Annotated in this window: 22 protein-coding genes and 1 tRNA gene; 6 read left to right on the top strand and 17 right to left on the bottom strand. The window is 70.0% G+C overall.

What is annotated here, in order from left to right; genetic code table 11:
- Positions 1–238 precede the first annotated feature (238 nt).
- The 11 genes from ACQUQ0_RS12035 to ACQUQ0_RS11985 all read right to left on the bottom strand — a co-directional run bounded on the left by ACQUQ0_RS12035 (position 239) and on the right by ACQUQ0_RS11985 (position 9812).
- Positions 239–1099 carry a geranylgeranylglycerol-phosphate geranylgeranyltransferase gene (locus tag ACQUQ0_RS12035; RefSeq protein ID WP_435185311.1) on the bottom strand — a complete coding sequence of 287 codons (861 nt, stop codon included), beginning with the start codon at positions 1097–1099 and terminating at the stop codon, positions 239–241.
- 63 nt (positions 1100–1162) lie between these two features.
- Complete coding sequence (locus ACQUQ0_RS12030; protein ID WP_435185309.1) at positions 1163–2470, bottom strand: sensor histidine kinase; 1308 nt, start codon at positions 2468–2470, stop codon at positions 1163–1165.
- A 156-nt stretch (positions 2471–2626) separates the two neighbouring features.
- Positions 2627–3103 carry a metal-dependent hydrolase gene (locus tag ACQUQ0_RS12025; protein ID WP_435185308.1) on the bottom strand — a complete coding sequence of 159 codons (477 nt, stop codon included), beginning with the start codon at positions 3101–3103 and terminating at the stop codon, positions 2627–2629.
- Positions 3103–3555 (bottom strand): hypothetical protein, encoded by a 453-nt coding sequence (locus ACQUQ0_RS12020; protein WP_435185306.1) that lies wholly within the window; start codon positions 3553–3555, stop codon positions 3103–3105. The genes ACQUQ0_RS12025 and ACQUQ0_RS12020 overlap by 1 nt, the downstream gene beginning before the upstream one ends.
- Positions 3556–3732: 177 nt before the next feature.
- Positions 3733–3805, bottom strand: a tRNA-Thr gene (locus ACQUQ0_RS12015).
- Between the two features lie 47 nt (positions 3806–3852).
- Positions 3853–4851, bottom strand: coding sequence for a class I SAM-dependent methyltransferase (locus ACQUQ0_RS12010; protein WP_435185305.1), 999 nt, complete (start codon positions 4849–4851; stop codon positions 3853–3855).
- A gap of 76 nt (positions 4852–4927) precedes the next feature.
- Complete coding sequence (locus tag ACQUQ0_RS12005; RefSeq protein ID WP_435185303.1) at positions 4928–5782, bottom strand: universal stress protein; 855 nt, start codon at positions 5780–5782, stop codon at positions 4928–4930.
- 75 nt (positions 5783–5857) lie between these two features.
- Positions 5858–6346 carry a hypothetical protein gene (locus tag ACQUQ0_RS12000; RefSeq protein WP_435185302.1) on the bottom strand — a complete coding sequence of 163 codons (489 nt, stop codon included), beginning with the start codon at positions 6344–6346 and terminating at the stop codon, positions 5858–5860.
- An 87-nt stretch (positions 6347–6433) separates the two neighbouring features.
- Complete coding sequence (locus ACQUQ0_RS11995; protein WP_435185301.1) at positions 6434–8824, bottom strand: heavy metal translocating P-type ATPase; 2391 nt, start codon at positions 8822–8824, stop codon at positions 6434–6436.
- A gap of 18 nt (positions 8825–8842) precedes the next feature.
- Positions 8843–9622, bottom strand: coding sequence for a sulfite exporter TauE/SafE family protein (locus ACQUQ0_RS11990; RefSeq protein ID WP_435185300.1), 780 nt, complete (start codon positions 9620–9622; stop codon positions 8843–8845).
- Positions 9623–9629: 7 nt separating this feature from the next.
- Positions 9630–9812, bottom strand: a complete 183-nt coding sequence (locus ACQUQ0_RS11985) for a hypothetical protein (RefSeq protein WP_435185299.1) — start codon at positions 9810–9812, stop codon at positions 9630–9632.
- Positions 9813–10089: 277 nt separating this feature from the next.
- Between ACQUQ0_RS11985 and ACQUQ0_RS11980 the strand changes: the two genes are divergently transcribed.
- The 4 genes from ACQUQ0_RS11980 to ACQUQ0_RS11965 are packed head-to-tail and all read left to right on the top strand — an operon-like array spanning position 10090 to position 14190.
- On the top strand, positions 10090–11364 hold the full coding sequence (locus ACQUQ0_RS11980) for a halocyanin domain-containing protein (RefSeq protein WP_435185298.1): 1275 nt from the start codon (positions 10090–10092) through the stop codon (positions 11362–11364).
- A gap of 7 nt (positions 11365–11371) precedes the next feature.
- A complete protein-coding gene (locus ACQUQ0_RS11975) occupies positions 11372–11896 on the top strand; it encodes a cytochrome c oxidase subunit II (RefSeq protein WP_435185296.1) in 525 nt (174 codons plus the stop codon).
- Entirely contained in the window at positions 11893–13590 is a 1698-nt protein-coding gene (locus tag ACQUQ0_RS11970) for a b(o/a)3-type cytochrome-c oxidase subunit 1 (RefSeq protein ID WP_435185294.1), read from the top strand. Before ACQUQ0_RS11975 ends, ACQUQ0_RS11970 begins: the two co-directional genes overlap by 4 nt.
- A 45-nt stretch (positions 13591–13635) precedes the next feature.
- A complete protein-coding gene (locus ACQUQ0_RS11965; RefSeq protein WP_435185293.1) occupies positions 13636–14190 on the top strand; it encodes a hypothetical protein in 555 nt (184 codons plus the stop codon).
- 30 nt (positions 14191–14220) lie between these two features.
- Here ACQUQ0_RS11965 and ACQUQ0_RS11960 read toward each other — a convergent pair whose 3' ends face one another.
- The 3 genes from ACQUQ0_RS11960 to ACQUQ0_RS11950 form a co-directional block, all read right to left on the bottom strand.
- Positions 14221–14406: a hypothetical protein gene (locus tag ACQUQ0_RS11960; RefSeq protein WP_435185291.1), complete on the bottom strand. Its 186-nt coding sequence runs from the start codon at positions 14404–14406 to the stop codon at positions 14221–14223.
- A 107-nt stretch (positions 14407–14513) separates the two neighbouring features.
- Positions 14514–15728 carry a TIGR04347 family pseudo-SAM/SPASM protein gene (locus ACQUQ0_RS11955; RefSeq protein ID WP_435185289.1) on the bottom strand — a complete coding sequence of 405 codons (1215 nt, stop codon included), beginning with the start codon at positions 15726–15728 and terminating at the stop codon, positions 14514–14516.
- Positions 15725–16027: an Htur_1727 family rSAM-partnered candidate RiPP gene (locus ACQUQ0_RS11950; RefSeq protein WP_435185287.1), complete on the bottom strand. Its 303-nt coding sequence runs from the start codon at positions 16025–16027 to the stop codon at positions 15725–15727. The genes ACQUQ0_RS11955 and ACQUQ0_RS11950 overlap by 4 nt, the downstream gene beginning before the upstream one ends.
- A gap of 101 nt (positions 16028–16128) precedes the next feature.
- Between ACQUQ0_RS11950 and ACQUQ0_RS11945 the strand changes: the two genes are divergently transcribed.
- Entirely contained in the window at positions 16129–16674 is a 546-nt protein-coding gene (locus ACQUQ0_RS11945; protein ID WP_435185285.1) for a halocyanin domain-containing protein, read from the top strand.
- Positions 16675–16726: 52 nt separating this feature from the next.
- On the opposite strand, the gene ACQUQ0_RS11940 is transcribed toward ACQUQ0_RS11945, so the two are convergent.
- The 3 genes from ACQUQ0_RS11940 to btuC all read right to left on the bottom strand — a co-directional run bounded on the left by ACQUQ0_RS11940 (position 16727) and on the right by btuC (position 20327).
- A complete protein-coding gene (locus tag ACQUQ0_RS11940) occupies positions 16727–17785 on the bottom strand; it encodes a transcription initiation factor IIB (protein WP_435185283.1) in 1059 nt (352 codons plus the stop codon).
- A 155-nt stretch (positions 17786–17940) separates the two neighbouring features.
- Positions 17941–19305, bottom strand: a complete 1365-nt coding sequence (locus ACQUQ0_RS11935; protein ID WP_435185281.1) for a heme ABC transporter ATP-binding protein — start codon at positions 19303–19305, stop codon at positions 17941–17943.
- Positions 19302–20327 carry a vitamin B12 ABC transporter permease BtuC gene (gene btuC / locus ACQUQ0_RS11930; protein WP_435185279.1) on the bottom strand — a complete coding sequence of 342 codons (1026 nt, stop codon included), beginning with the start codon at positions 20325–20327 and terminating at the stop codon, positions 19302–19304. The genes ACQUQ0_RS11935 and btuC overlap by 4 nt, the downstream gene beginning before the upstream one ends.
- Before the next feature lie 62 nt (positions 20328–20389).
- On the opposite strand from btuC, the gene ACQUQ0_RS11925 reads away from it, so the two are divergent.
- The gene (locus ACQUQ0_RS11925; protein WP_435185278.1) at positions 20390–21517 is read left to right on the top strand and encodes a PGF-CTERM-anchored ABC transporter substrate-binding protein; all 1128 of its coding nucleotides are present in this window, start codon (positions 20390–20392) and stop codon (positions 21515–21517) included.
- Positions 21518–21662: the final 145 nt, after the last annotated feature.

The raw sequence follows: 21662 nt of genomic DNA, 5'->3' as shown, positions 1-21662 counted from the left end.
GCGTCGAACCGCCGGCTAGAACGGGGTCGTCGGTCATCTGCTGTATCGACTCGCCGGGAGTCATTAGACGAATAGACCATATTGGGTGCAGATAATATTCTTTTTGATTGCGTCGGTCGATCGCGTGACGGCATCGTCCCCGCCCGCGACACCGTGGGACGGGCCGCTGTGTCTCCCGAGACCCTCTCGGCCACGGAGCGGCCGTCACAGCTCTGCGCCGTCGTGTGATTCGCCGGAATCAGGCGACGGCCGTGACTACCCGCCCGACCACGAACGCGGCCGTCGCGAGGAACATCCCGCGCTTCAGGCGCCGCTGTGCCGTCGCGGGGTCTGTGAACCCGCGGCGCGCGCCGTCGAACATCACCGCGTCGGCGGGCACGACGAGGACCACGTACGCGAGCCCGAAGGTCCCCATCAGATACGGGACCGCGCTGGCGAGGACGGCGACGACGAGCACGGCGAGCGCCGCCCACAGCGCCGCCCTCTCACCGATCACGATCGGCAGCGTCCGGAGTCCCTCCTCCCTGTCGCCGGCGACGTCCTCGACGTCCTTCACGATCTCGCGGGTCACCGTCGCCAGGCCCGCCAGCGCGAACAGCACGAGCGCGGCGGGGTGGGTCAGCATCCCGACCGCGGCGGCGCCGAAGAGGAACGTCGACCCGGTCAGGTACGCGACGACGACGTTGCCGACGCCGGGGAGCCCCTTGAACAGCTCCGTGTAAGCGACGAGCGCGAGGAGGTTCAGCACGGCGATGGCGATGGCGGCCAGCGGGAGGACGAGCGCCGCCACGACGGCCCCGAGGAACAGGGCGACGCTGAACGCGAGGGCGCCGCGGGCCGAGACCGCCCCGCGCGGGATCGGCCGCTCGGGGCGGTTGATGCGATCGATGTCGCGATCGAAGTAGTCGTTGATCGCGTTGCCCGCGGCGGTCGCGAAGACGGTGGCGGCGACCGCCGCGGCGACCGCGACCGGAGCCGCGCCGAAGCCGGCGGCGACGAACGCGCCCGTGAACGTGAGCACCCCGGCCGCGACCGCGTTGCCGGGGCGCGTGAGATCGAGGAGGCCCCGCGCAGTCCCGTGCCGGCCGGCGGTGTCCATACCTACTCGGTGCCCGCGGCTCCGAAATAAAGGGCGCGGAGTCGCCCCGCCGAGGGCCCGGACTCACTCGTCCTCGGTGACGTGGAACTCGAACCGCGCGCCCCCGGTGTCGCTCTCGCCGATCTCGACGGACCAGCCGTGGGCGTCGGCGATCCGGCTCACGATCGCCAGCCCGAGCCCGCTCCCGTCGTCGCTCCGGGAGTAGCCCGATTCGAGCACCTTCGAGCGTTCGGCCTCCGGGATCCCGGGGCCGTCGTCCGCGACGTAGAAGCCCGCGCCGTCGGGGAGCGGGCCGACGGACACGGTCACGCCGGGCTTCTCACTCACCTCGTCCGCCGCGGACGCGTCGGCCTCGTCTCCGGTACCGGTGCCCTCGCTCGCCGCAGAAGCGTCGGCCTCGCTTCCAGCGCCCTCGCCCGCGTCGACTCCGGCGTTCGGAGCCGCGCTCGCGGCCCCTCGATAGAAGTCGCCTCCCCGACCCTCGCTATCGCCCCCGGCGCGCGCTCCCGAGACCGACGAGGGGCTTTCGGAACTGTGTTCGACGGCGTTCCGGAACAGATTTTCGAGGAGCTGGGTGAGCCGCTCGGGGTCGGCGTCGATGGTCGCCGGGGCGCCGAGGTCGAGCCGGGAGTCGTCGGTCGGGACGTTCGACCAGCAGCGCTCGGCGAAGGTCGTCAGTTCGACCGACTCCAGCTCGTCGATCTCACGGCCGCTCCGGGCCAGTCTCAGCGACTGATCGATGAGGGTCGCCATCCGATCGTGCGCGGATTCGATGTTCGCGAAGTACCGCTCTTTCGGCTCCCGCCGCGCGAGCTCCAGATTACCGGCGGCGACGTTGAGCGGGTTCCGGAGGTCGTGTGCGACCGACTCCGCGAAGTCCGCCAGTCGATCGTTCCGCGCCTCGATCTCTCGGCGACGCTGCCGCTGCCGATCGGCCCGAACGGCCTGCCAGATCCGGCGCGCTTCGATGAGGCCGACGCCCAGGCCCACCGCCCCGCCGACGGCCGCCGCGAACAGCGCCCGGCCGACGTAGTTGAACACCGACCCGGCGGGCCAGGTCGCGATCATCGCCAGATTCAGCGCCAGGAACCCGACGAGGCCACCGAGAAACCAGTTCCGGATCCGCCCGTAGTGCTCCCGCGGGAGGTCGCCGCGCTGGAGCCGCCGACCGCCGTACACGGTCGCCGCGGCGAAGGGATAGATCGTGACCGCGCCGACGAGAAACCCCTCGACCGAAGCCGTGGCTCCGGGCGACTCGACGGCGGCGACGTACAACAGCAAGTGGGCGAGGACGATCGCGACGCCGACGCCCTGCGCAAACTGGGGGAGGCGCGAATCGAACGCGTCCGCCGCTCCCGACCAGTCGTTCATAGAGGTATTTGCTCGCGATGCCGTTTATGTGTTGGCATAGTACTATCAAAATAGATAATTGGCCGTGGAATATTCCTCAAACATCGATTAAATGCCTTCTACAGGCGTGAGACTGGTCTACTAGAATATTAAATACGATATCCAGCAGTCCGACGATCACCACACCTCGCGGGCGATCCAGACCGGCACGGCCACGGCCAGGGCGACGGCGACGGGCCACAGGTCCGAACTGGCGTACAGATTGCCGGCCGGCGGCAGCCAGCCCGTGAGCGGGAACAGGTACGGCGGCCCGAGCCCGTCGACGCGGATCACGAGCAGGTCGAGGACGAGGTGGCCGATGCCGCCGGCGACGAGCGCGCCCAGCGCGGCCCGCCGATCGGCGCTCCGGATCGTCAGCGCGCCGAGCCCGCCGAGAGCCACCACTCCTCCGAGCGTGTGCAGCCCCCAGAACGAGTACGGCACGCCGAAGACGCTGCCGATCGCCACGTCGGCGACGACGGCGGCCTTCATCGCGTCGGGCATCGTCGCGCCCACGCAGACGACCGGGACGTACCGCTCCGGGAACCGCGTCCGCCAGGCGAGGAGGCCGGCGGCGGCGTACGCCAGCAGGACGTGAGTGAGGAGGTCCGGCATCACTCGCCTCCGCGGGGAACGAACCGCCACTGGTCGGGGTCGATCCGCCACCGCCGCAGGAACAGCCCGGCCGCGAGCGCGATCCCGACGACCGAGACGCCGTACATATACCAGACGCCGCCGGCGGACTGTACGTGGTAGGCCTCGGTCTCGAACTGTCGGTCGGGGCCGAACGTCCCGTAGATCTGGACGTGATCGCCGACCTCGACGGCCGCCGGTGGCGGGTCCGAAACACGGAGATAGAGCCCCTCAGTCTCGACGACGAGCCTCCCGTTCTCGGTTCCGACGGCCTCCGTCCAGAGGTGCGCGCGCTCGCCGACGTGAGCCGCGTAGTCGGCGTCGATGGCCGCGGGATCGGGATATACGTCGGTCCCGTTGAACTGCACGCCGAAGCCGACGGCCAGGGCGCAGAGCCCGATGACGAGTACGAACGCGATCGAGAGACGGCGCACAGTTCGCCGTACTCGGGCGAGGACCTGTACGTTTCGATCGTTGACGTGACGGCCGCGGATTCACGCTGTCACGTCGGCGCAGAGAGAGCCGGAGGAGGCGGTCTGAACCACGGTCAGCACACCTCCTCCCCGATTCAAATCCCTCTGGGCGTTCAGCCTCACTACGTTCGTCAGAAGAGCCGGAGGAGGGATTTGAACCCTCGGCCTATTCCTTACGAAGGAATCGCTCTGCCAGCTGAGCTACTCCGGCGCGGACGCACTCGACCGTACTTCGATGACGAAGAAAAGGCTTCCGAATCACCGCGCCGTGAGGCGGACGTCGAGACAGACGTTGTACTCGTGGGGCGCGTACGAGCGGACGACGCGTTCAGTCTCGACGGCGACGTCGTAGGTCGGTTCGGCGGCCTCGGCGGCCGCCCGGACCGCCCGCTCGCCCGGCCCGAACGGGTCGTCCTCGTGCTGGATGTCGTAGTAGTGGAGGACGCACTCCTCGCCGGCGAGCGCGACCGCCGCGTCCAGGAAGTCGTCGGCGCTGTGCGGGAGATTCATCACCAGGCGGTCGGCCCAGTCCGCGTAGCCGTGTTCGTCGGGGAGCGCGCGGACGTCGCCGTGAATGGCGGTGAGCCGCTCGTCGACGCCGTTCCGCCGGGCGTTCTCCCGCAGGTACTCGACGGCCGCCGGATTGAGGTCGCAGCCGACGACCGCGGCGCCGCGGCCGGCCATCGGGACCGCGAAGGGGCCGACGCCGGCGAACATATCCACGGCGCGCTCCCCGGCTCCGACCTGCTCGATCACCCGGTGGCGTTCGGTCGCGAGACGCGGCGAGAAGTACACCTCGGCGATGTCGAGGGCGAACTCGTAGCCGTACTCGCGGTGGACCGTCTCGGTCGAGGCGCCCGCCAGCACGTCCCAGTCGCGGACCCGGAGCTCACCCCGGACCTTGGAGGCGCGATTGACGACGGTCGCCGCGCGGAGGTCGGACTCGACGACGGCGTCGGCGATTCGGCGGGCGCGCTCGTCGTCGTCTTCGTCGAGGATGACGATGTCGCCGAGCCGTTCGTAGGACGGCTCGAAGCCGAGAAGGTCCGCGGGAGAGGTCTGTGTCTCCCGCTGCGGGGCGTCGTAGTCGACGACCTCGAAGTCGTCGGGGACGGCCGCCGGGTCCGTCACGGGGATGTAGAGCGCGCCTCCCTCGGCGGTTATCTCGCGGTCGCGGTCGAGGAGACCGCGCTCGGCGAGGGCGCTCCGGGTCTCCTCGCCCCGGCTCGTCGGCACGCGGACGCAGGGGACGGCCATACCCGAGCGTTGCGAGCGACGGGAGTAAGCGTGACGTTTCGACGGCAGTGCGGTCATCTCCGGCTCGTACGGGCCGTCACTCGGAGGGCACGACGAGCACCGGCGTCTCCGAGAGCCGCACGACCTTCTCGGCGACGCTCCCGAGGACGAACCGCTCGACGCCGGTGCGGCCGTGGGTGCCGATCACGACGAGATCCGCGCCGGTCCGGTCGGCGTAGTCGAGGATCCCGCGGTGCGGCACGCCGTGTTCGACCGCGCCGTCGAACGCGACGCCGACGTCGTCGGCGCGGGCCCGGACGCGTTCGATCGCCGCCTCCGCGGCGTCCTCGTACGCGGCGCGCGTCTCGCTCGACCGGATCGGCTCCCGCGGCACGACCGAGAGGGCGTGAACGGCGGCCTCGGACCGAGCGGCGACGCCGACGCCCCAGCGCTCGGCGGGGGCCGCAGCGTCGCTGCCGTCGGTGGGCACGACGACGTCGCGGTAGGGCCGCTCGCCGGCGGCGTCCGGCCGGACGGTGAGAACGGGCACGGGCGAGAGGCGGACGACCTTCTCGGCGACGCTGCCGAGCAGGTAGCGGTCCAGCCCGGTGCGGCCGTGGGTGCCCATCGCGACTAGGTCGATCCCCTCGCGGTCGACGTATCCGAGGATCTCCTCGTGGGGGAACCCGGACTCGACGGCGGTGCGGACCGCGACGCCCGCGTCCTGCACCCGGGCGGCGGCGTCGGCGACGGCGTCTTCGAGGTCCGCTTCTACCTCTGTCCGCTCTGTGACGCTCGACAGGCCGTACGGATCGACCACGGCCAGGAGGTGGACGCTCGCCCCCGACTCGTCCGCGAGCGATACGGCGTGATCGAGCGCTGGGAGCGCGCTCTCGCGTCCGTCGACGGGCACCAGGATCTGACCGACGTCGATTGGCGGCTCTCGGGTCATACGCGACCGTTCGGCGGGTACCGGGAAAAATTCCACCCCTCCGGCGGTGAGAGCGCCGCGGCGTCCCGCCGACGGCTACCGCTCGGAGTCGGTGCGGTCGGGGCCGTCGCGTCCCTCTCTGACCGACTCGCCGGCACCGTCGGGGATCGCGTCCGCCAGCGTCCAGCCCTCGGGGCCCGGAAGGTGCGTCCTCGCGAGCACGTCCGAGTCCGGGGCCGTTGCGTCATCGAGTCCGGAATGGGAACCGGAATCGGGGTCCGCCTCGGCGACGATCTCCAGGTACGACTCGACGGCCGCGACGGCGTCGTCGGGATCGGTGTAGCTCTCGCCGAGGCCGACCTCCTGACGGCGCCACTCCTCGTCGCCGACGTACACGTCGACCCACCAGTACAGCGAGAGCCCCTTCGAGAACTCGACGATGCGGACGCGGTGGTCGCCGCGGTCGTTCTCGTAGACGGCCGTCCGGTCCCGGTACTGCGCCGACCACCGCTCGGGGAGGTCGAGGTCGTACGGGTCGCCGGGGCGGAAGCCGTCGAGGTCCGCGGAGGGGGCCTCCTCGATCATCGGAGCTATCCGGTCCTTGGGCGCTCGCGACTTGTAGCTCTCGGTTCCCGGTTCGGGGTTCCGCTATCTCCCTGCCCGTTGGCCGGGTCACTCCTCCGCCTCGGATAGGAGCGAGCGCGAGGAGTTGAGGACGACGAGGAGGCTGCTCGTCCCCATCGCGACCGCCGCCAGCAGGGGGTTGAGCGCCCCCGCGACCGCCAGCGGGAGGGCGACGGCGTTGTAGACGAACGCCCAGCCGAGGTTCTGCTTGATGCGGCCGTTCGTCGCCGCGGTCAGGTCGAACACCGCCGGCGCGGCCGTCAGGTCCTCGGTCGTGACGACGGCGTCGGCGGCGCCGGCGGCCAGCGCCGTGTGATCCAGGGCGATGCCCAGGTCGGCGGCGGCCAGCGCGGGCGCGTCGTTGACGCCGTCGCCGACCATCGCGACGGTCCCGTCGCCGGCGAACTGCTCGACGACGGCCGTCTTGCCCTCCGGCGGCACGCCCGCGAAGACCTCCGAGACGCCGTCGTGCGCCCGGAAGCGCGCCGCGGCCGCCGAGTCGTCGCCGGTCAGCACGACGACCCGCCTGTCCGCGGCGAGGTCGTCGACGACGGCCTCCCACTCCGGGCGCGGGCGGTCGCCGGCCACGAGCACGCCCTCGACGCGCCCGTCCCAGCCGACGAGGACGGGGACGTTCCCCTCGGCGCTGGCCTCGCGGGCGCGCTCGGAGTACGTCTCGGGGATCTCCCAGTCCCGCGACTCGAAGAGGTCGAGGCTCCCGGCGGCGACCGCGACTCCGTCGGCGCGCCGTGCCGCCTCGTCGGTCCGCTGCGTGGCGCCGTCGGCGCGAGCGGCCAACCGCCCCGTGACGCCCCGACCGGGCGCGCGCTCGAAGTCCGCGACCGACGGGAGGGCGGCGTCGACGTCGTCGACGATCGCCGCCGCGACGGGGTGGTCGGCGTACTGCTCGATCGCCGCCGCGCGGGCGGGCACGCGGTCGTCGCCGACGCGGTCGAGGATCCGCATCTCACCCGTCGTGAGCGTCCCGGTCTTGTCGAAGACGACGGTGTCGGCGTCGGGCGCCGCCTCGAAGGCCGACGCGTCCGTGATCACCACGCCGGCGTCAAGGGCCTCGCGGACGCCGCGGGCGACCGCCAGCGGCGTGGCGAGGCCGAGCGCGCACGGACACGACACCACGAGCACGGAGAGCCCGACGAGCAGCGCGGCCCCCGGCCGGGCGCCGGCGAAGAGCTGCCAGCCCGTCGCGATCCCCGCGAGCACGAACACGAGCGGCACGAAGACGGCCGCGATGCGGTCCGCGAGCCGCTGGGCGCCGGGGCGCGTGCTCTGGACGTCCCAGAGCGTCCGCACGACGCGGTCGAGCGTGCTCTCTTCGCCGGCTTCGACGGCGACGACGAGACGGCCGTCGACGACGACAGCGCCGCCGATGGCCTCGTCGCCGGGCTCCTTGGCGACGGGCGTCGACTCCCCGGTCACGAGCGACTCGTCGACGGTCGCCCGCCCCTCGACGACCGGCCCGTCGACGGGGACGCGGTCGCCCGCCGTCGCCACGACCTCGTCGCCGGGCGTGAGCGACTCGACGTCGACGGTCTCGGTGCCCGAGTCGGTCCGCCGTCGCGCCTCGCTGACGCGCTCGGCGGTCAGGTCGGCGAGCCGCCCCGCCGCCCGGCGTTTGATTGCCCCCTCGTAGTAGTTGCCGACGGCGACCGCGAGCACCACCACCACGGCGACGTCGAAGTACACCTCGGTCCCGCCGAACAGGGCGACGACCGTGCTGTAGGCGTAGGCGGCGGCCGCCGCGAGCGCGACCAGCAGGTCCATATTCGGGTGGCCGGCGCGGAGGCTCACGTAGGCGCCGCGGAACAGCGGGTAGCCGGTGTAGCCGAGCACGACCGTCGCCATCAGCCAGACGTTCGCGACGAGGTACGCGCCGGCCGATCCCGAGAGGTCGAACAGGAGGAGCTCCGGCGACACCTCCAGATAGACGGGGTACAGGAAGAGGAGGTACCACAGCATCGTCATCATCCCGAAGAAGCCGCCGACGAGCAGGCGCCCAGTCGAGACCGTCTCGTCCGCGTCGTCGCCGACGTCCCTGGCGTCGGCGCGATAGCCCAGCCCGCTGATCGCGGCCGCGATCGCCTCGCGGTCGGTCTCGTCGGGGTCGTAGGTCACCTTGACCGTCTCGGTCGGGTAGCTCGCCGAGGCCGACCGGACGCCCGCGCGGTCGGTCGCGCGGGACTCGATGAACGCCTCGCAGGTCGCACAGTGCATCCCCGACACCGAGAGGAAGGCGGTCTCGCCCTCGGCGTCGTCGGGGCCGGCGTCGACCGACTCGGCGGCCGTCTCGCCGTCGACGTCCGTCGGGTCCTCGACCGTCCGCGCGACCTCCAGACAGCCCCGGCAGCAGTACTCGCCGGGGACCTCGGGGTCTGTGAGGGGCGGATCGGGCGTCGGAAGGTCACAGAGCGTGCAGGTCATCGGTGTGGTTCGTCGTCGTCAGGTCGGCATCGGCGGCATCGGCAGCGGGATGTGCGGCACGGCCCACCCGAGCGCGGTCAGCCCCTTCGCGAGCGGGATCGTCCCGGCGATCACGAAGGCGACGCCGATGCCGCGGTGGAGCCGTCGCCTGAGCGGTGCGCCGACCGAATCGAGCACGGTCCCGTAGACGAACAGCGACGGGAACGTCCCGAGCCCGAGCGCGCCGAGCGCCAGGCCGCCGGAGACGGCCGAGCCGGTCGACAGCGCGTAGAGGAACGCCGGGTAGAGGATCGGACACGGGAGCAGCCCGTGCATCGCCCCCAGGCCGGCGATCTTCGGTCCCGTCGCCCACGTGTCCACGCGCGCGGTGAGCCGGGCCGAGACCGCGGCGAAGACGTCGCCGACGACCGGGACGGACCCGCTCGCGAGGTCAATGCCGCCGCCCGTCACGTAGCTGACGCCGACGGCGATCACGACCGCGCCGACGACGATTCCCGCCGCGCCCCGGACGAGCGTCCCGGCGGACACGAGCGCGCCCGCGTCGACGACCGCGCCGCCGAGCGCGCCGAGCAGGGCTCCGATGGCGGCGTAGCTCAGGGTACGGCCGGCGTTGAACAGCGCGTGTTGGCGGAGCGCCCGGGCGGTCGGTCCGCGGCCGTCGCTCTCGAACCGTTCGCCGTACATCGTCACCAGCGGTCCGCACATCCCCAGGCAGTGCGCACCGCCGAACAGGCCGACGACGAAGAGCGCCGCGACGCCGACGTCCGGGGCCGCGGCGCCCGTCGTCCCCGCGGTCATCGCGGGACTACTCCCCGACCGGCGCGAGCGGCTCGTCCCGAACCGAGAGGACGTAGTACAGGCAGCCGAAGATCAGGAGCACGTTCACGAGCGCCACGGCGGCCATCCCCGTCTGCGCGAGCGCGAACGCGGCCACCGGGACGAGCGCGAGCAACAGGACTGCGGCGACGAACTGTGGCCCGAGGTTCATACACGCCGGTGTGGGGCCCGCGGGCTTAGTAGTTGACGCTGTTTTCACCGACTGAGAATATAGTATCCCTTTTTAACCCACACGCGAGGAAAGTCGGGCGTGGACGAAAGCGTAGCACGGGAGTCGGTCGCTACGGCCGTCAGAGACGGCCGGGATCGGTCACGCGTCGTGACCGAACGGGCGGCGTCGGTCGTCGATCCGTCCGGCCGGTGTTCTGTATGCGACCGTTTGCCACGGACTGCTTCGGTAGCCGCTTTCGATCAGTCGAGATAGCACTATGACAGGCAAAGACACGAGCGTTTCGCGCCGCGGGCTCCTCCGTGCGGCCGCCGGATCCGCGACGGCCGTCGCCGCGGGGACGGCGGCCTCGGGGGCGGCCACGGCCCAGGAGTACGGCGGATGGTTCACGAGCAACGCCAAGGGCGGAGCGGTAGGCAACTACGACGGGACGACCGTCGACCGGACCGGCCAGGATCAGGTCACGATCCAGGTCGGCTCCCAGGGCAACGGCGGCTCCTTCGCCTACGGGCCGCCCGCCGTCGAGATCTCGCCCGGAACCGAGGTCGTCTTCGAGTGGGTCTCGAACACCCACAACGTCCTCGTCGAGTCCCAGCCCGACGGCGCGAGTTGGCAGGGCCACGAGGCGATCGAGAACCAGGGGTTCTCGTTCAGTCATACCTTCGAGACGAAGGGCACCTACAAGTACTACTGCCAGCCCCACCTCTCGCTGGGAATGAAAGGCGCCATCGTCGTCAGCTCCGGATCGAGCGGCGGGAGCGGCGGCGGAGGCGGAGGCGGCGTCGCGGTCGGGAACTACGGCGGGTGGTTCACGAGCAGCGCCAAGGGCGGCGCGGTCGGGAACTACGACGGGACGACCGTCGATCGGACCGGCCAGGACGAGGTCACGATTCAGGTCGGCTCCCAGGGCAACGGCGGCTCATTCGCCTACGGGCCGCCCGCCGTCCGGGTGTCGCCGGGGACGACGGTGAACTTCGAGTGGGTCTCGAACACCCACAACGTCCTCGTCGAGTCCCAGCCCGACGGCGCGGGCTGGGGGGGCCACGAGCCCATCGAGAACCAGGGCTTCACGTACAGCCACACCTTCGAGACGAAGGGCATCTACAAGTACTACTGCCAGCCCCACCTCTCGCTCGGGATGAAGGGCGCCATCGTCGTGGGTCCGGCGCCGGGCGGCGCCGGGGGCGACGGCGGGCCGACGGGAACGGTCGGCGGCGGGATCTCCCTCTGGGAGGTCCTCTTCTCCGGGACGATCCTCCTCGGGATGCTCGCGCCGATCATAGCGAGCTTCTACCGGGGCGAGGACGCCGGGGAGGTCGAGTACGAACCGTCGTTCGGCGAGGACGACGAGGAGACGGGCACGGGAACGCCCGAAGCCCCGCCGGAAGAGCCGGTCGCCGAACTCGGCCACGACGAGTACGACCCCGTCGGGACGGCGTCGCTCGTCGTCGTGTACTTCCTGATCCTGTTGGGGCTCTGGGTGTTCATGTACTTCGTCGAGTTCCTCGGAAACGGGCCGACGGTAATCGGGTGATACACGTATGGAGATACACAGATTCGAGAAACTCTGGTTTGGTGCATCGCTGCTGCTCATCGTGGTCCTGATCGCGACGATCGTCTACGGCGCGGTCGGTCCCGGCGTCGCAATGGTGGACGACTCGGGTGGGACGGTCGAACCGTCGAACCTGACCGCCTCCGAGAACTTCCGAGAGCCCGGAGTGTACGAGGCGCAGGACGGCGGCTACGACGTCTACGTGCGCGCCCAGCAGTTCTCGTTCCAGCCCGGGTCCAGCTCTCCGATCCGCGTCCCGGCCGACACCGAGATCACGTTCTACGTCACCAGTTCGGACGTGACCCACGGCTTCAACGTCGTCGGGACCAACGTCAACACGATGGTCATCCCGGGGCAGGTCGCCGAAATCACCGTCAACTTCGACGAACCCGGGACGTACCGTATCGCGTGTAACGAGTACTGCGGGGCGGCCCACCACGCGATGGAGGGGACCATCGAGGTGGTCCCCCGCAGCCAGTACGAACTGCAGTCCCAGGGGGTGACCGACCAATGACCTTCGTCGACGACTATCCGAAGGTGGCGAAGCTCACCAGATGGCACTTCGCGGTCGCGTTCGTGGCGCTCGCGCTCGGCGGGTTCTTCGGGCTCCTGCAGGCGCTGTACCGCACCGGAACGCTACGCTCTCTGCTCCCGATCAACGCCACGCAGTACTACACGGTCCTGACGGGCCACGGCGTGCTCCTGGCGCTCGTGTTCACGACGTTCTTCATCTGCGGGTTCTTCCTGTGGGCGGTCACGCGGAGCCTCGACCGACCGATGTCGAGTCCGCGACTCGCGTGGCTCGGCTTCGGCTCGATGGTGGTTGGGACGGCGCTCGCGGCGATCGCGATCCTGAACGGGTTCGCGCCGGGGCTCCCGTTCGAATCGGCGGACGTGCTCTACACGTTCTACGCGCCGCTGAAAGCCCACCCCGCGTTCTACGTCGGGGCCGCGCTGCTCATCGTCGGCTCGTGGATCGTCGGCGCCGAGTACTTCCTGACGTACCGCGACTGGCGGCGCGACAACCCCGACTCCCGGATTCCCCTGCAGACGTTTATGGTGCTGACGACGTTCATTATGTGGTACCTCTCGACGCTCGGGGTCGCCGTCGAGGTGCTGGTCTTCCTGATCCCGTGGTCGCTGGGGTGGATCAGCCAGGTGGACCCGCTCCTGACGCGGACCCTGTTCTGGTACTTCGGCCACCCGGTCGTGTACTTCTGGCTTCTCCCCGGCTACGTCGCCTGGTACACGATCCTGCCGAAGCTCGCGGGCGGCCGGCTCTTCAGCGATCCGCTCGCCCGGGTCGTGTTCGTGCTGTTCGTGCTTTTGTCGACGCCGGTCGGGTTCCACCACCAGTACGTCGATCCCGGCATCGCGGAGGGATTCAAGTTCATTGCGATGACGAACACGATGATGCTGTTGCTCCCCTCGCTTCTGACCGCGTTCACGGTCGTGGCGTCGATGGAGCACGGGGCCCGTCAGCGCGGCGGCGAGGGCTACCTCAACTGGCTCCGCGCGCTCCCGTGGGACAAGCCCGCGTTTGCGGGGATGGCGCTCGCGGGACTGATGTTCGCCGCCGGCGGCTTCTCGGGGATGATCAACGCCGGGATGAACATCAACTACCTCATTCACAACACGCTGTGGGTCCCCGGTCACTTCCACCTCACCGTCGGGACCGCGTTCGCCCTGACCGCGATGGCGTCGAGCTACTGGCTGTATCCCCAGCTCACGGGCAAGCGGCTCCAGCACCGGCGCATCGCGATCGCGCAGCCGTACGTGTGGTTCGTGGGGATGACGCTGATGTCGAACGCGATGCACCGCGCCGGACTCGCGGGGGTGCCGCGCCGGACCGCCAAGCCGCTGTTCGGCGATACCGGTGCGGCCCCCTTCGATCCGGTCCTGGGGAGCATCAGCGAGATGCAGACGCAGATCGCCGTCGGTGGAACGCTCCTGTTCCTCGGACTGGTGATGTTCCTGGTCGTGATGCTGGGGACGTGGCTCTCCCAGCGTGGCGCCGCCCAACTCCGGGTCAACGGCACGCTCCGCGAACCGCTCTCGGGCGCGAGCGACGGGCCGCGCGTCCTCGACAACCTCCGGCTCTGGGCGGCCATCGCGGTCGTGCTGGTCGTGATCGCGTACGGGCTCCCGCTGTGGGGAATGATCGAGAACGGGATCCTCGCGCCGGGAAGCGTCCCCTTCCCGACGTGATCCACCCCCGAGAGGCGCTTTCGGAGACCACATCCACCCGAATATATGAGCGACGCTGACGACGACGAGGTGAGCCGGCGATGGCTGATACGTATCCTGGTCGGCCTCGGGATCGGGATCCCGATCGCCATCGAGGCGACGACCTTCATCGGGCTGATCCGAGAGCGCCTGTTCGGCGGCGACGGAAGCGAAAGCGAGGCGACGGCGACCACGACGACGTCGCCGCCCCAGGGCGTCGGTATCGGGGACGAACTGCTGCCCGAGACGGCGCCGACCGAGACCGTGACCGACGCGGTCGTCCGCATCGGCAGCGACGGCTCGTGGACTTTCGAGATGACCGTCGACGTCGAGAACACGGCCGAGGCGCCCTACGAGCTCCGCCTGAGCACGGTGACGACCGACAGTGGAACGACCGTCGAGAACCGGGCCTCGACCGGGCGGATTCCGGCGGGCGAATCACGGTCGCTGACCAACACCTGGGCGCTCCCGACGGGAGAGTCACCCGAGACCGTCGTCGCCACGGCCGTCACGTACCGCGAATCCGGGGCCAGCGTGGCGGAGGAGACGGTCCGCCTTCGGAGCGTTTCGGTCCAGAGTTAGGCGCCTCCCGACCGCGCTCCGACGGCCCCGTCACAGCGACTCGGCTAACTGCCGCATCGCCTCGGTCTTCTCCTCGGCGTAGATCGGACACGGACGGGACTCGTCGATCTCGGCGACGACGGCCTGCCGGAGGTCGTGCGTGCAGGACGCCGTGAATGCGCTCCGGTACGGGCAGACCGAACAGCACTCTGGGAAGGTGAGATCGCCGTCGGCCATCGGTTGGTGTGTGATACCGAAACACGGTATCTAAGTCTTGTGCCGGCGGCGCTGGCGCAATTCGCGAGCGGTCGGAAAACGGTCCGCGGGTCTTGCCGGCGGCGTCGTCAGTCGGCCGCGGAGCCGCTCGGATCGGCGGCGGGCCCGAGGCGCTCTCGCGGCGTCAGGTAACACTGCGGGTCGGGGGCGAAGACGTCGCCCTCGGCGGCGATGGCCCGGAGCCGGGAGCCGCCGCGGCAGATGTCATAGTACTGACAGCTCGCACAGCGCCCCGAGAGGTGCGCCTCGCGGTTGCGGAGCGCCCGCAGGAGGGGGTTCGACTCGTCCTCCCAGATGGCGCCGAACGGCCGGTCGCGGACGTTGCCGAGGCTGTACCCCTGCCAGAACTGCGTCGGGTGGACGTTGCCCTGGTAGTCAACGTCGGCGACGCGCTCGCCGGTCGGGTCGCCGCCGTTCACTTCGAGGTACCGGCGGATGGCGTCGGCCTTCGCCTGGCCGAAGTGCTCGCGGGCGTACTCGACAAGGAACGCGGCGTCGCAGTAGTTGCCGACGAGCAGGGTCTCGATCTCCTCTCCGTTCCGGTGGTAGTCGAGGGTCATCTCACAGAGCCGCTCGACCGCCCGGCGCCGCTCCTCGGGCGAGAGGTCCGCGTCCGCGATCTCGCCGCCGCGGCCGCCGTAATCGAGGTGGTAAAAGCAGAAGCGGTCGAGGCCGACCTCCGAGAGCAGGTCGACGACCGACTCCATATCGGCGGCGTTCTTCTCGGTGATGGTGTACCGGAGCCCCGTCTTCAGTCCCGCGTCGAGGAAGTTCTCGATGCCCCGCACCGCGGCGTCGAAGGCGCCCTCCTCGCCGCGGAAGGCGTCGTTGCGCTCGGGCATCCCGTCGACGGAGACGCCCGCGTACTTCAGGCCGGCCGCCCGGAGCGCCTCGGCCCGCTCGGGCGTCGCGAGCGTGCCGTTCGTCGAGAGCACGGGGCGGATGCCGTTGCCGGCGGCGTGGCCGACCAGCTCTTCGAGGTCGTCGCGGACGAGCGGCTCGCCGCCCGAAAAGAGCACGACCGGGACGCCGTAGTCCGCGAGCTCGTCGAGCAGCTGCTTGCCCTCGGCGGTCGTGAGCTCGCCGGGCGCGGCGTCGAGGTCGGCCCCGGCGTAGCAGTGCTCGCAGTAGAGGTTGCAGCGCCGGGTGAGGTTCCAGACGACGACCGGCTTCGTCGTCCGCTCTTCTGTGATCTGTTCCTTTTCGGAGTCGCGGCCGTCGTCGTAGCGGAGTCCGTCGCCCTCGGCGTCGAGGTCGCAGAGGAGCTTGCTGATCGAGATCATCGGGACTCACCTCCGGCGGTTTCCGCGTCGGGGTCGGCCGCCGCGTCGGATTCGGCACCCAGATCCCGGGCGGTGAATCGGGCGACGTCGTCGGCGCGACAGAGCCAGAGCGTGTGCGCCGTCCACCCGAACAGCGACTCCGCCTGCTCGCGGGCCACCTCCGCTGTCGGCGCCGACATGCTCCCGACGTGGCTGAGCGGCTCGCGCTCCGCGGACCGGCAGAACACCTCCCACTCGGGCGTCGTGTCGCCGCGGGGTTCGGTCACGCGCATCCGTCGTTCCTCACTCGTTTCACTCATCGTCGTACACACGTAGGCCCATCCCCGAACGGGTTCCGTCCGTTTTCGCGATCTGAGAACGAATCGGTCTCCATTTATTTATCAGATCCCAACGTCTGTCGATGTCACGAAACGGCACTTCCCGTCGGCGATTTCTGGGCGTAACTGCGGCGATGGCTGCCGGCCTCGCCGGCTGTTCGGGCGGCTCGAGTTCCGGCTCGGGCGGCTCGAGTTCCGGCTCGGGCGGCGAGACGACGACTGCCTCCGGTGGCGACGCGACGACTGCCTCCGGTGGCGATAGCAGCGGAGGCGGCTCGAAGCCCTCGTTCGACGGCTGGCTCTCCGGGGTTTCGAACTACACCGGAGTCGTCGACGAGACCGGCAAATCGGAGGTCACTGTCGAGGTCGGCGTCGAGGCCAACGGCGGCTACTTCGGGTTCGGCCCCGCCGCCGTCCGCGTGTCCCCGGGTACGAAGGTCGTCTGGAAGTGGACGGGCAAGGGCAGCTCGCACAACGTCGTCGCCAAGGACGGTTCGTTTAGCTCGGAACTGGTGATGGAGGCGGGATACACGTACTCACAGACGTTCTCCGAGTCCGGGACGGTGAAGTACTACTGCGAACCGCACAAGAAGCTCGGGATGAAGGGCGTGGTCGTCGTCGAGGGGTAGCGACCGCGCGGTTTCGACGCGTCGCGGTCGACAACAAACGGATTCGTCGGGCCTAGGCCTCGGCGGCGCCGCTTCGACCACCGTGCGGCGAGTCGAGGTCCCAGGCTTCGAGCAGTTCCTGATAGCGGTTGCGGATCGTGACCTCCGAGATGTCGGTCACCTCGCTCACGTCTGCTTGGGTCAGCTCCTCGTTGGTCAACTGTGCGGCAGCGTAGAGCGCGGCGGCCGCGAGGCCGACCGGTGACTTCCCGGAGTGGACGTTCTGTCGCTTGGCGTTCTCCAGGAGGTCGTTCGCCGTCCGCTCGGTCTCTTTCGGAATTTCGAGATCCGAGGCGAACCGCGGGACGTATTCGGCGGGATCGGCCGGCTGAATCTCCAGGGAGAGCTCGCGGACGACGTAGCGGTACGCCCGTTCGAACTCGTCCTCGTCGACGCGGGAGACCCGCGCGACCTCGTCGATGCTCCGGGGCACCTGCGCCATCCGGGCGGCCGCGTGGAGCGACGCGGTCGCGATTCCCTCGATGGAGCGGCCGGGCAGCAGGTCCTCGTCGAGCGCGCGGCGGTAGATGACCGACGCGGTCTCGCGGACGTTCTCGGGGAGGCCGAGTGCGGAGGCCATCCGGTCGATCTCGCCGAGCGCCTGCTTGAGGTTGCGCTCCTTCGAGTCCCTGGTTCGAAAGCGCTCGTTCCAGGTCCGCAGCCGCTGCATCTTCTGGCGCTGATTCGACGACAGGGAGTTGCCGTAGGCGTCTTTATCCTGCCAGCCGATGTTGGTCGACAGGCCCTTGTCGTGCATCAGATTCGTCGTCGGTGCGCCGACCCTGGACTTCTCGTCGCGTTCGGCGCTGTCGAAGGCGCGCCACTCGGGGCCGCGGTCGATCGAGTCCTCGTCGACGACCAGCCCGCAGTCGTTACAGACGGTCTCGCCGCGCTCGTCGTCGGTGACGAGGTCTGTCGAACCGCACTCGGGGCACTGGAGCGCCTCCTCTTCGGTCGGCTTCTGGTCCCGCGTCTCGTGCTGGTCGTCGCGACGGCTCTCGTCGGCGCTGTGGTCGCGCCACGTTCGCTCTTCGTCGTTCTCGCGCGTGCGCGCGTTAAGGGCATCACTCATTTTGTGGTACGGGAGGACGGTGAGAACCGAACCACCGCCTCGTTCTCATCCCATACTTATACCCCGCGCATAAAAAATCTGTCGGCCGTGTGCGAACACAATACCGGGCCGAAACGTTCGCCGGGACTCGTAGCGACGCGACCCCCCGGCGAGAGTTACCGAGATCGCTCGCTCGGCCGTCGATCTGGGGGCGCGGGTTCCGCCGTCTCGCCTCCGGTACCGTCACTGTGAACGGCCGTGTCGCCGTCGATCAGGTCCGCCACGGCGGTCGAGACGTCTTTCGACTCGACGGTTCGAGCGCGTTCCCGGAGCGGCTCGTAGACCCCCGCGGCCTCCTCGCCGACGTAGTTCCGCTCGTCGAACGGTCGGTCCTCGACGAGCACCACTCGGTCGGCCGCGGTGGCCGCCCGGAGGTTTGGGAGGTTCCCGGTCCCGATCTCGACGTCCGCGACGACGACGCAGTCGGCGGCGTCGATGCGCCGCTCGACCGCCGCGCGCGTCTCGGGGTCGACGCCGGCGAAGGGCTCGACGGTCACGGGATCGAGCCCGATAGACCGAGCGGTCTCGGTGTCGGTGTCGCCCTCGTTGAGCGCCCCGATCGTGACCTCGTATCCGGCCGCATCGAGCACGTAGAGGAGCCTCGCGGCGGTCCCGCCGCCACCGATCACGTGGACGCGGCCGGGCCGCTCGGAGTCGCGTCCCGTGGGTTCGGAGCGGTCCGTGCCGTCGACCGGCTTCCCGTCGGGGAGGGCGGTGACGTACACCGATCCCGTGACCGGGTGCCGCGAGACCACCGCGTTGGCGTCGAAGGTGTCCTCCAGGGCCCGTTCTGTGAGCACCGCTTCCGGCGGCCCCTGGGCGGCGACTTTCCCGTCGGAAAGGAGGAGCAGTTCGTCGCAGTAGTGGGCCGCGAGGTTCAGGTCGTGGATCGCCGTGATCGCGGTCTTGCCGTCGGCGACGAGTCGCCGCAGCAGTTCGAGCGTGCGGACCTGGTGATTGATGTCGAGGCTCGCGGTCGGTTCGTCCAAGAGCAACAGCGGCGTCTCCTGGGCGAGCGCCCGCGCCAGGAGAACGCGCTGGCGCTCGCCGCCCGAGAGGGTCGTGATCGAGCGGTCCACGAACTCACGGACGTCCGCGCGGTCCAGCGCGCGCTCGACGGCTTCGGCGTCGGCGCGGGACCAGCCGCCGAACCGCGACCGATGGGGGTTGCGTCCCATCTCGATGATCTGCCGGACGTCGAACTCGAAGGCGACGATCGTGTCCTGGGGGACGGTCGCGACGAGCCGGCTCGCGGCCCTCGACGAGAGATCGGCGATGCGTTCGCCCGCGACGGAGACGGTGCCCGAGTCGGGCGATACCGTTCCGTTGAGCGTTCGGAGGAGCGTGGTCTTTCCAGCCCCGTTGGGTCCGACGAGACCGACGAAGGACCCCGGCCCGACGGTCGCGTCGATGCCGTCGAGTACGGTCAGCGACCCGAACGCGACTCGGAGATCCTCGATGGAGACGAGCGGATCGCTCACAGCCCCGTCACCTCCCGCGAGCGGAGCAGATACAGGAAGAACGGCGCGCCGAGCGCGGCCGTGACGATCCCGACCGGGACCTCCGCCGCACCAGAGCGCGCCAGCGTGTCGGTGGCGACGAGGAACGACGCCCCGGCCAGAGCGCTCGTCGGGAGCAGCACGCGGTGGTCGGGGCCGACGACCAACCGCATCGCGTGGGGCACGATGAGCCCGACGAACCCGATCACTCCGGTGACGGCGACCGCCGCGGCGGTGACGACGCTCGACGCCGCCAGCAACACCCGTTTCGTCCGCTCGACGTCGATGCCGAGCGTGTGGGCGTCCTCCTCGCCGAGGAGGAGGACGTTGAGGTCGCGGGCGTACACGAGCAAGAGGACGAAGAGCGGCGGGAGGACGACTGCGATGGCGCGGACGTCGCCCCAGGTCGTCCCGCCGAGGTGGCCCATCAGCCAGTAGACCACCCGGCGGAGGCTCTGGCCGCTGTGCAGGAGCAGGAGCGAGATGACCGCCCCCAGGAACGTCTGGACGGCCACGCCCGCGAGCAGCAGCGTCGCGGTCGGCGTCCGGCCGTCGTGAGTGGCGATGAGGTAGACGCCGAAGGCGGTCAGGACGGCCGTCACGAACGCCGCGCCCTGGAGTTCGAGGCCGAACGGGAACGCGAACGGGAGCACGATCGTCGCGACGGCGCCGACGGCCGCGCCCGAGGAGACGCCGACGATCGAGGGGTCGGCCATCGGATTGCGGAAGAACCCCTGCATCACCACCCCCGCAGTCGCGAGCGCGAAGCCGACGAGGGCCGCCAGGACGATCCGCGGCAGCCGGATGTTCAGGACGATGAGCCGATTCGTGTGGCTGATCGCTCGCCCGAACGCCAGCGGCGATGGATCCGCAGAAAGCAGGATCTTCGCGACGGTCGGCGCCGGGATCGACACCGGACCGACGCCGGCGCTCAGGACGACCGTCAGCGCGAGGACGGCCGTCAGCGCGGCCGACCAGCCGACGGCGCGCGTCCTGACGGTCACGGTTGTACCCAATCTCACTTGGATTAGGCAAATACTTGTTGCAATGGCGTCCAGCCCACGGTATGCTCCGCAAGGCGCTCGTGCTCTCTGTCCTACTCGTCACCGTCGCCGCCGGTCCCGCGGCGGCCGCCACCGCCGCTGACGGCGGCCCCCTGGAATCGCACGGCGGCGACGCGCCGACCTGCGAGTTCCCCTACGCGACGACGGACGCGACGGGTACCGAGGTCGAGATTCCCGAAGACCCCGAGCGAGTCGTGACGCTCAATCCGAGCGCGGCCCAGACGATGTGGGAGATCGGCGCGCGGGACGAGGTCGTCGGCGTCTCGCAGTACGCGACGTACCTCGACGGCGCGAGCGAGAAGGCGAACGTCTCCGGTGCGAACGGCCCGAGCGTGGAGGCGGTCCTGGACGCTGAACCCGATCTCGTCTTGGTCCCGAACAGCACCTACGGCTTCGCCGCCGAGCGCGTCGAGCAGATCCGCCGCGCGGGAATCCCCGTCTACGTCTTCGGGGAGGCGACCTCGCTCTCGTTCGTCGCGGAGAAGACCGAACGTATCGGCCGACTCACCGGCAACTGCGAGGCGGGCGTCGAGCGGGCCGACGAGATGCGCCGCTCGCTGGACCTGATGCGACAGGCGCTCGACGGCGAGGAGCGGCCGGTCGGGCTCAACGTCTTCTACGGGTACACCTCCGGAGCGAACACCTTCATCGGCGACGTGATGGAGACGGCGGGGCTCCGGAACGGCGCCGCCGAGGTCGGAATCTCCGGCTTTCAGCCGATCAACGACGAGACGGTCGCGAATATGAGCCCGGCCTGGATCGTGGTCCCCGAGGGCAGTTCGATCCCGAACAACGCGGCCTACAACAGCACGACGGCGGTCCAGGAGGGGAACGTCGTCAGAGTGAACACGAACTACCTCCAACAGCCCGCGCCCCGTTCCGTGCTCGCGGCGGAGACGATCCTGGAGGCGGTCCACCCCGACGCCTACGAGGAGTACCAGGCGCTCTCGGCGTCGAGCGGAACCGAGACGTCGGCGACCGCGGGCGCGGACGTCGACACGCCGGCCGACACCGACTTCCCCACGCGGACGCCGACGGCGACCAGCACACCCGGCTTCGGCCTCGTGACCGCCGTCGTCGCCGTCGCGGCCGCCGCGTTGCTGGCGGTCCGTCGACGGCATCGAGTCTAGCGAACAGCCGGCACGACCGCGCCCGCGCCGCTGTGCCGGGCAACCGCGGCACGACGCGGGACCGAACTCAGGTCACGGCGGCCCTGCCCCCGTTCTGCGATATAAACGCTCGCGGTCGGATCCGACAGTAAGTATCATACCCCAG

Origin of the sequence: Halobellus sp. EA9, assembly GCF_051195055.1 — an archaeon.
Classification (GTDB): domain Archaea; phylum Halobacteriota; class Halobacteria; order Halobacteriales; family Haloferacaceae; genus Haloquadratum; species Haloquadratum rubicundus.
This window is presented reverse-complemented; position numbering and strand designations above follow the sequence as displayed.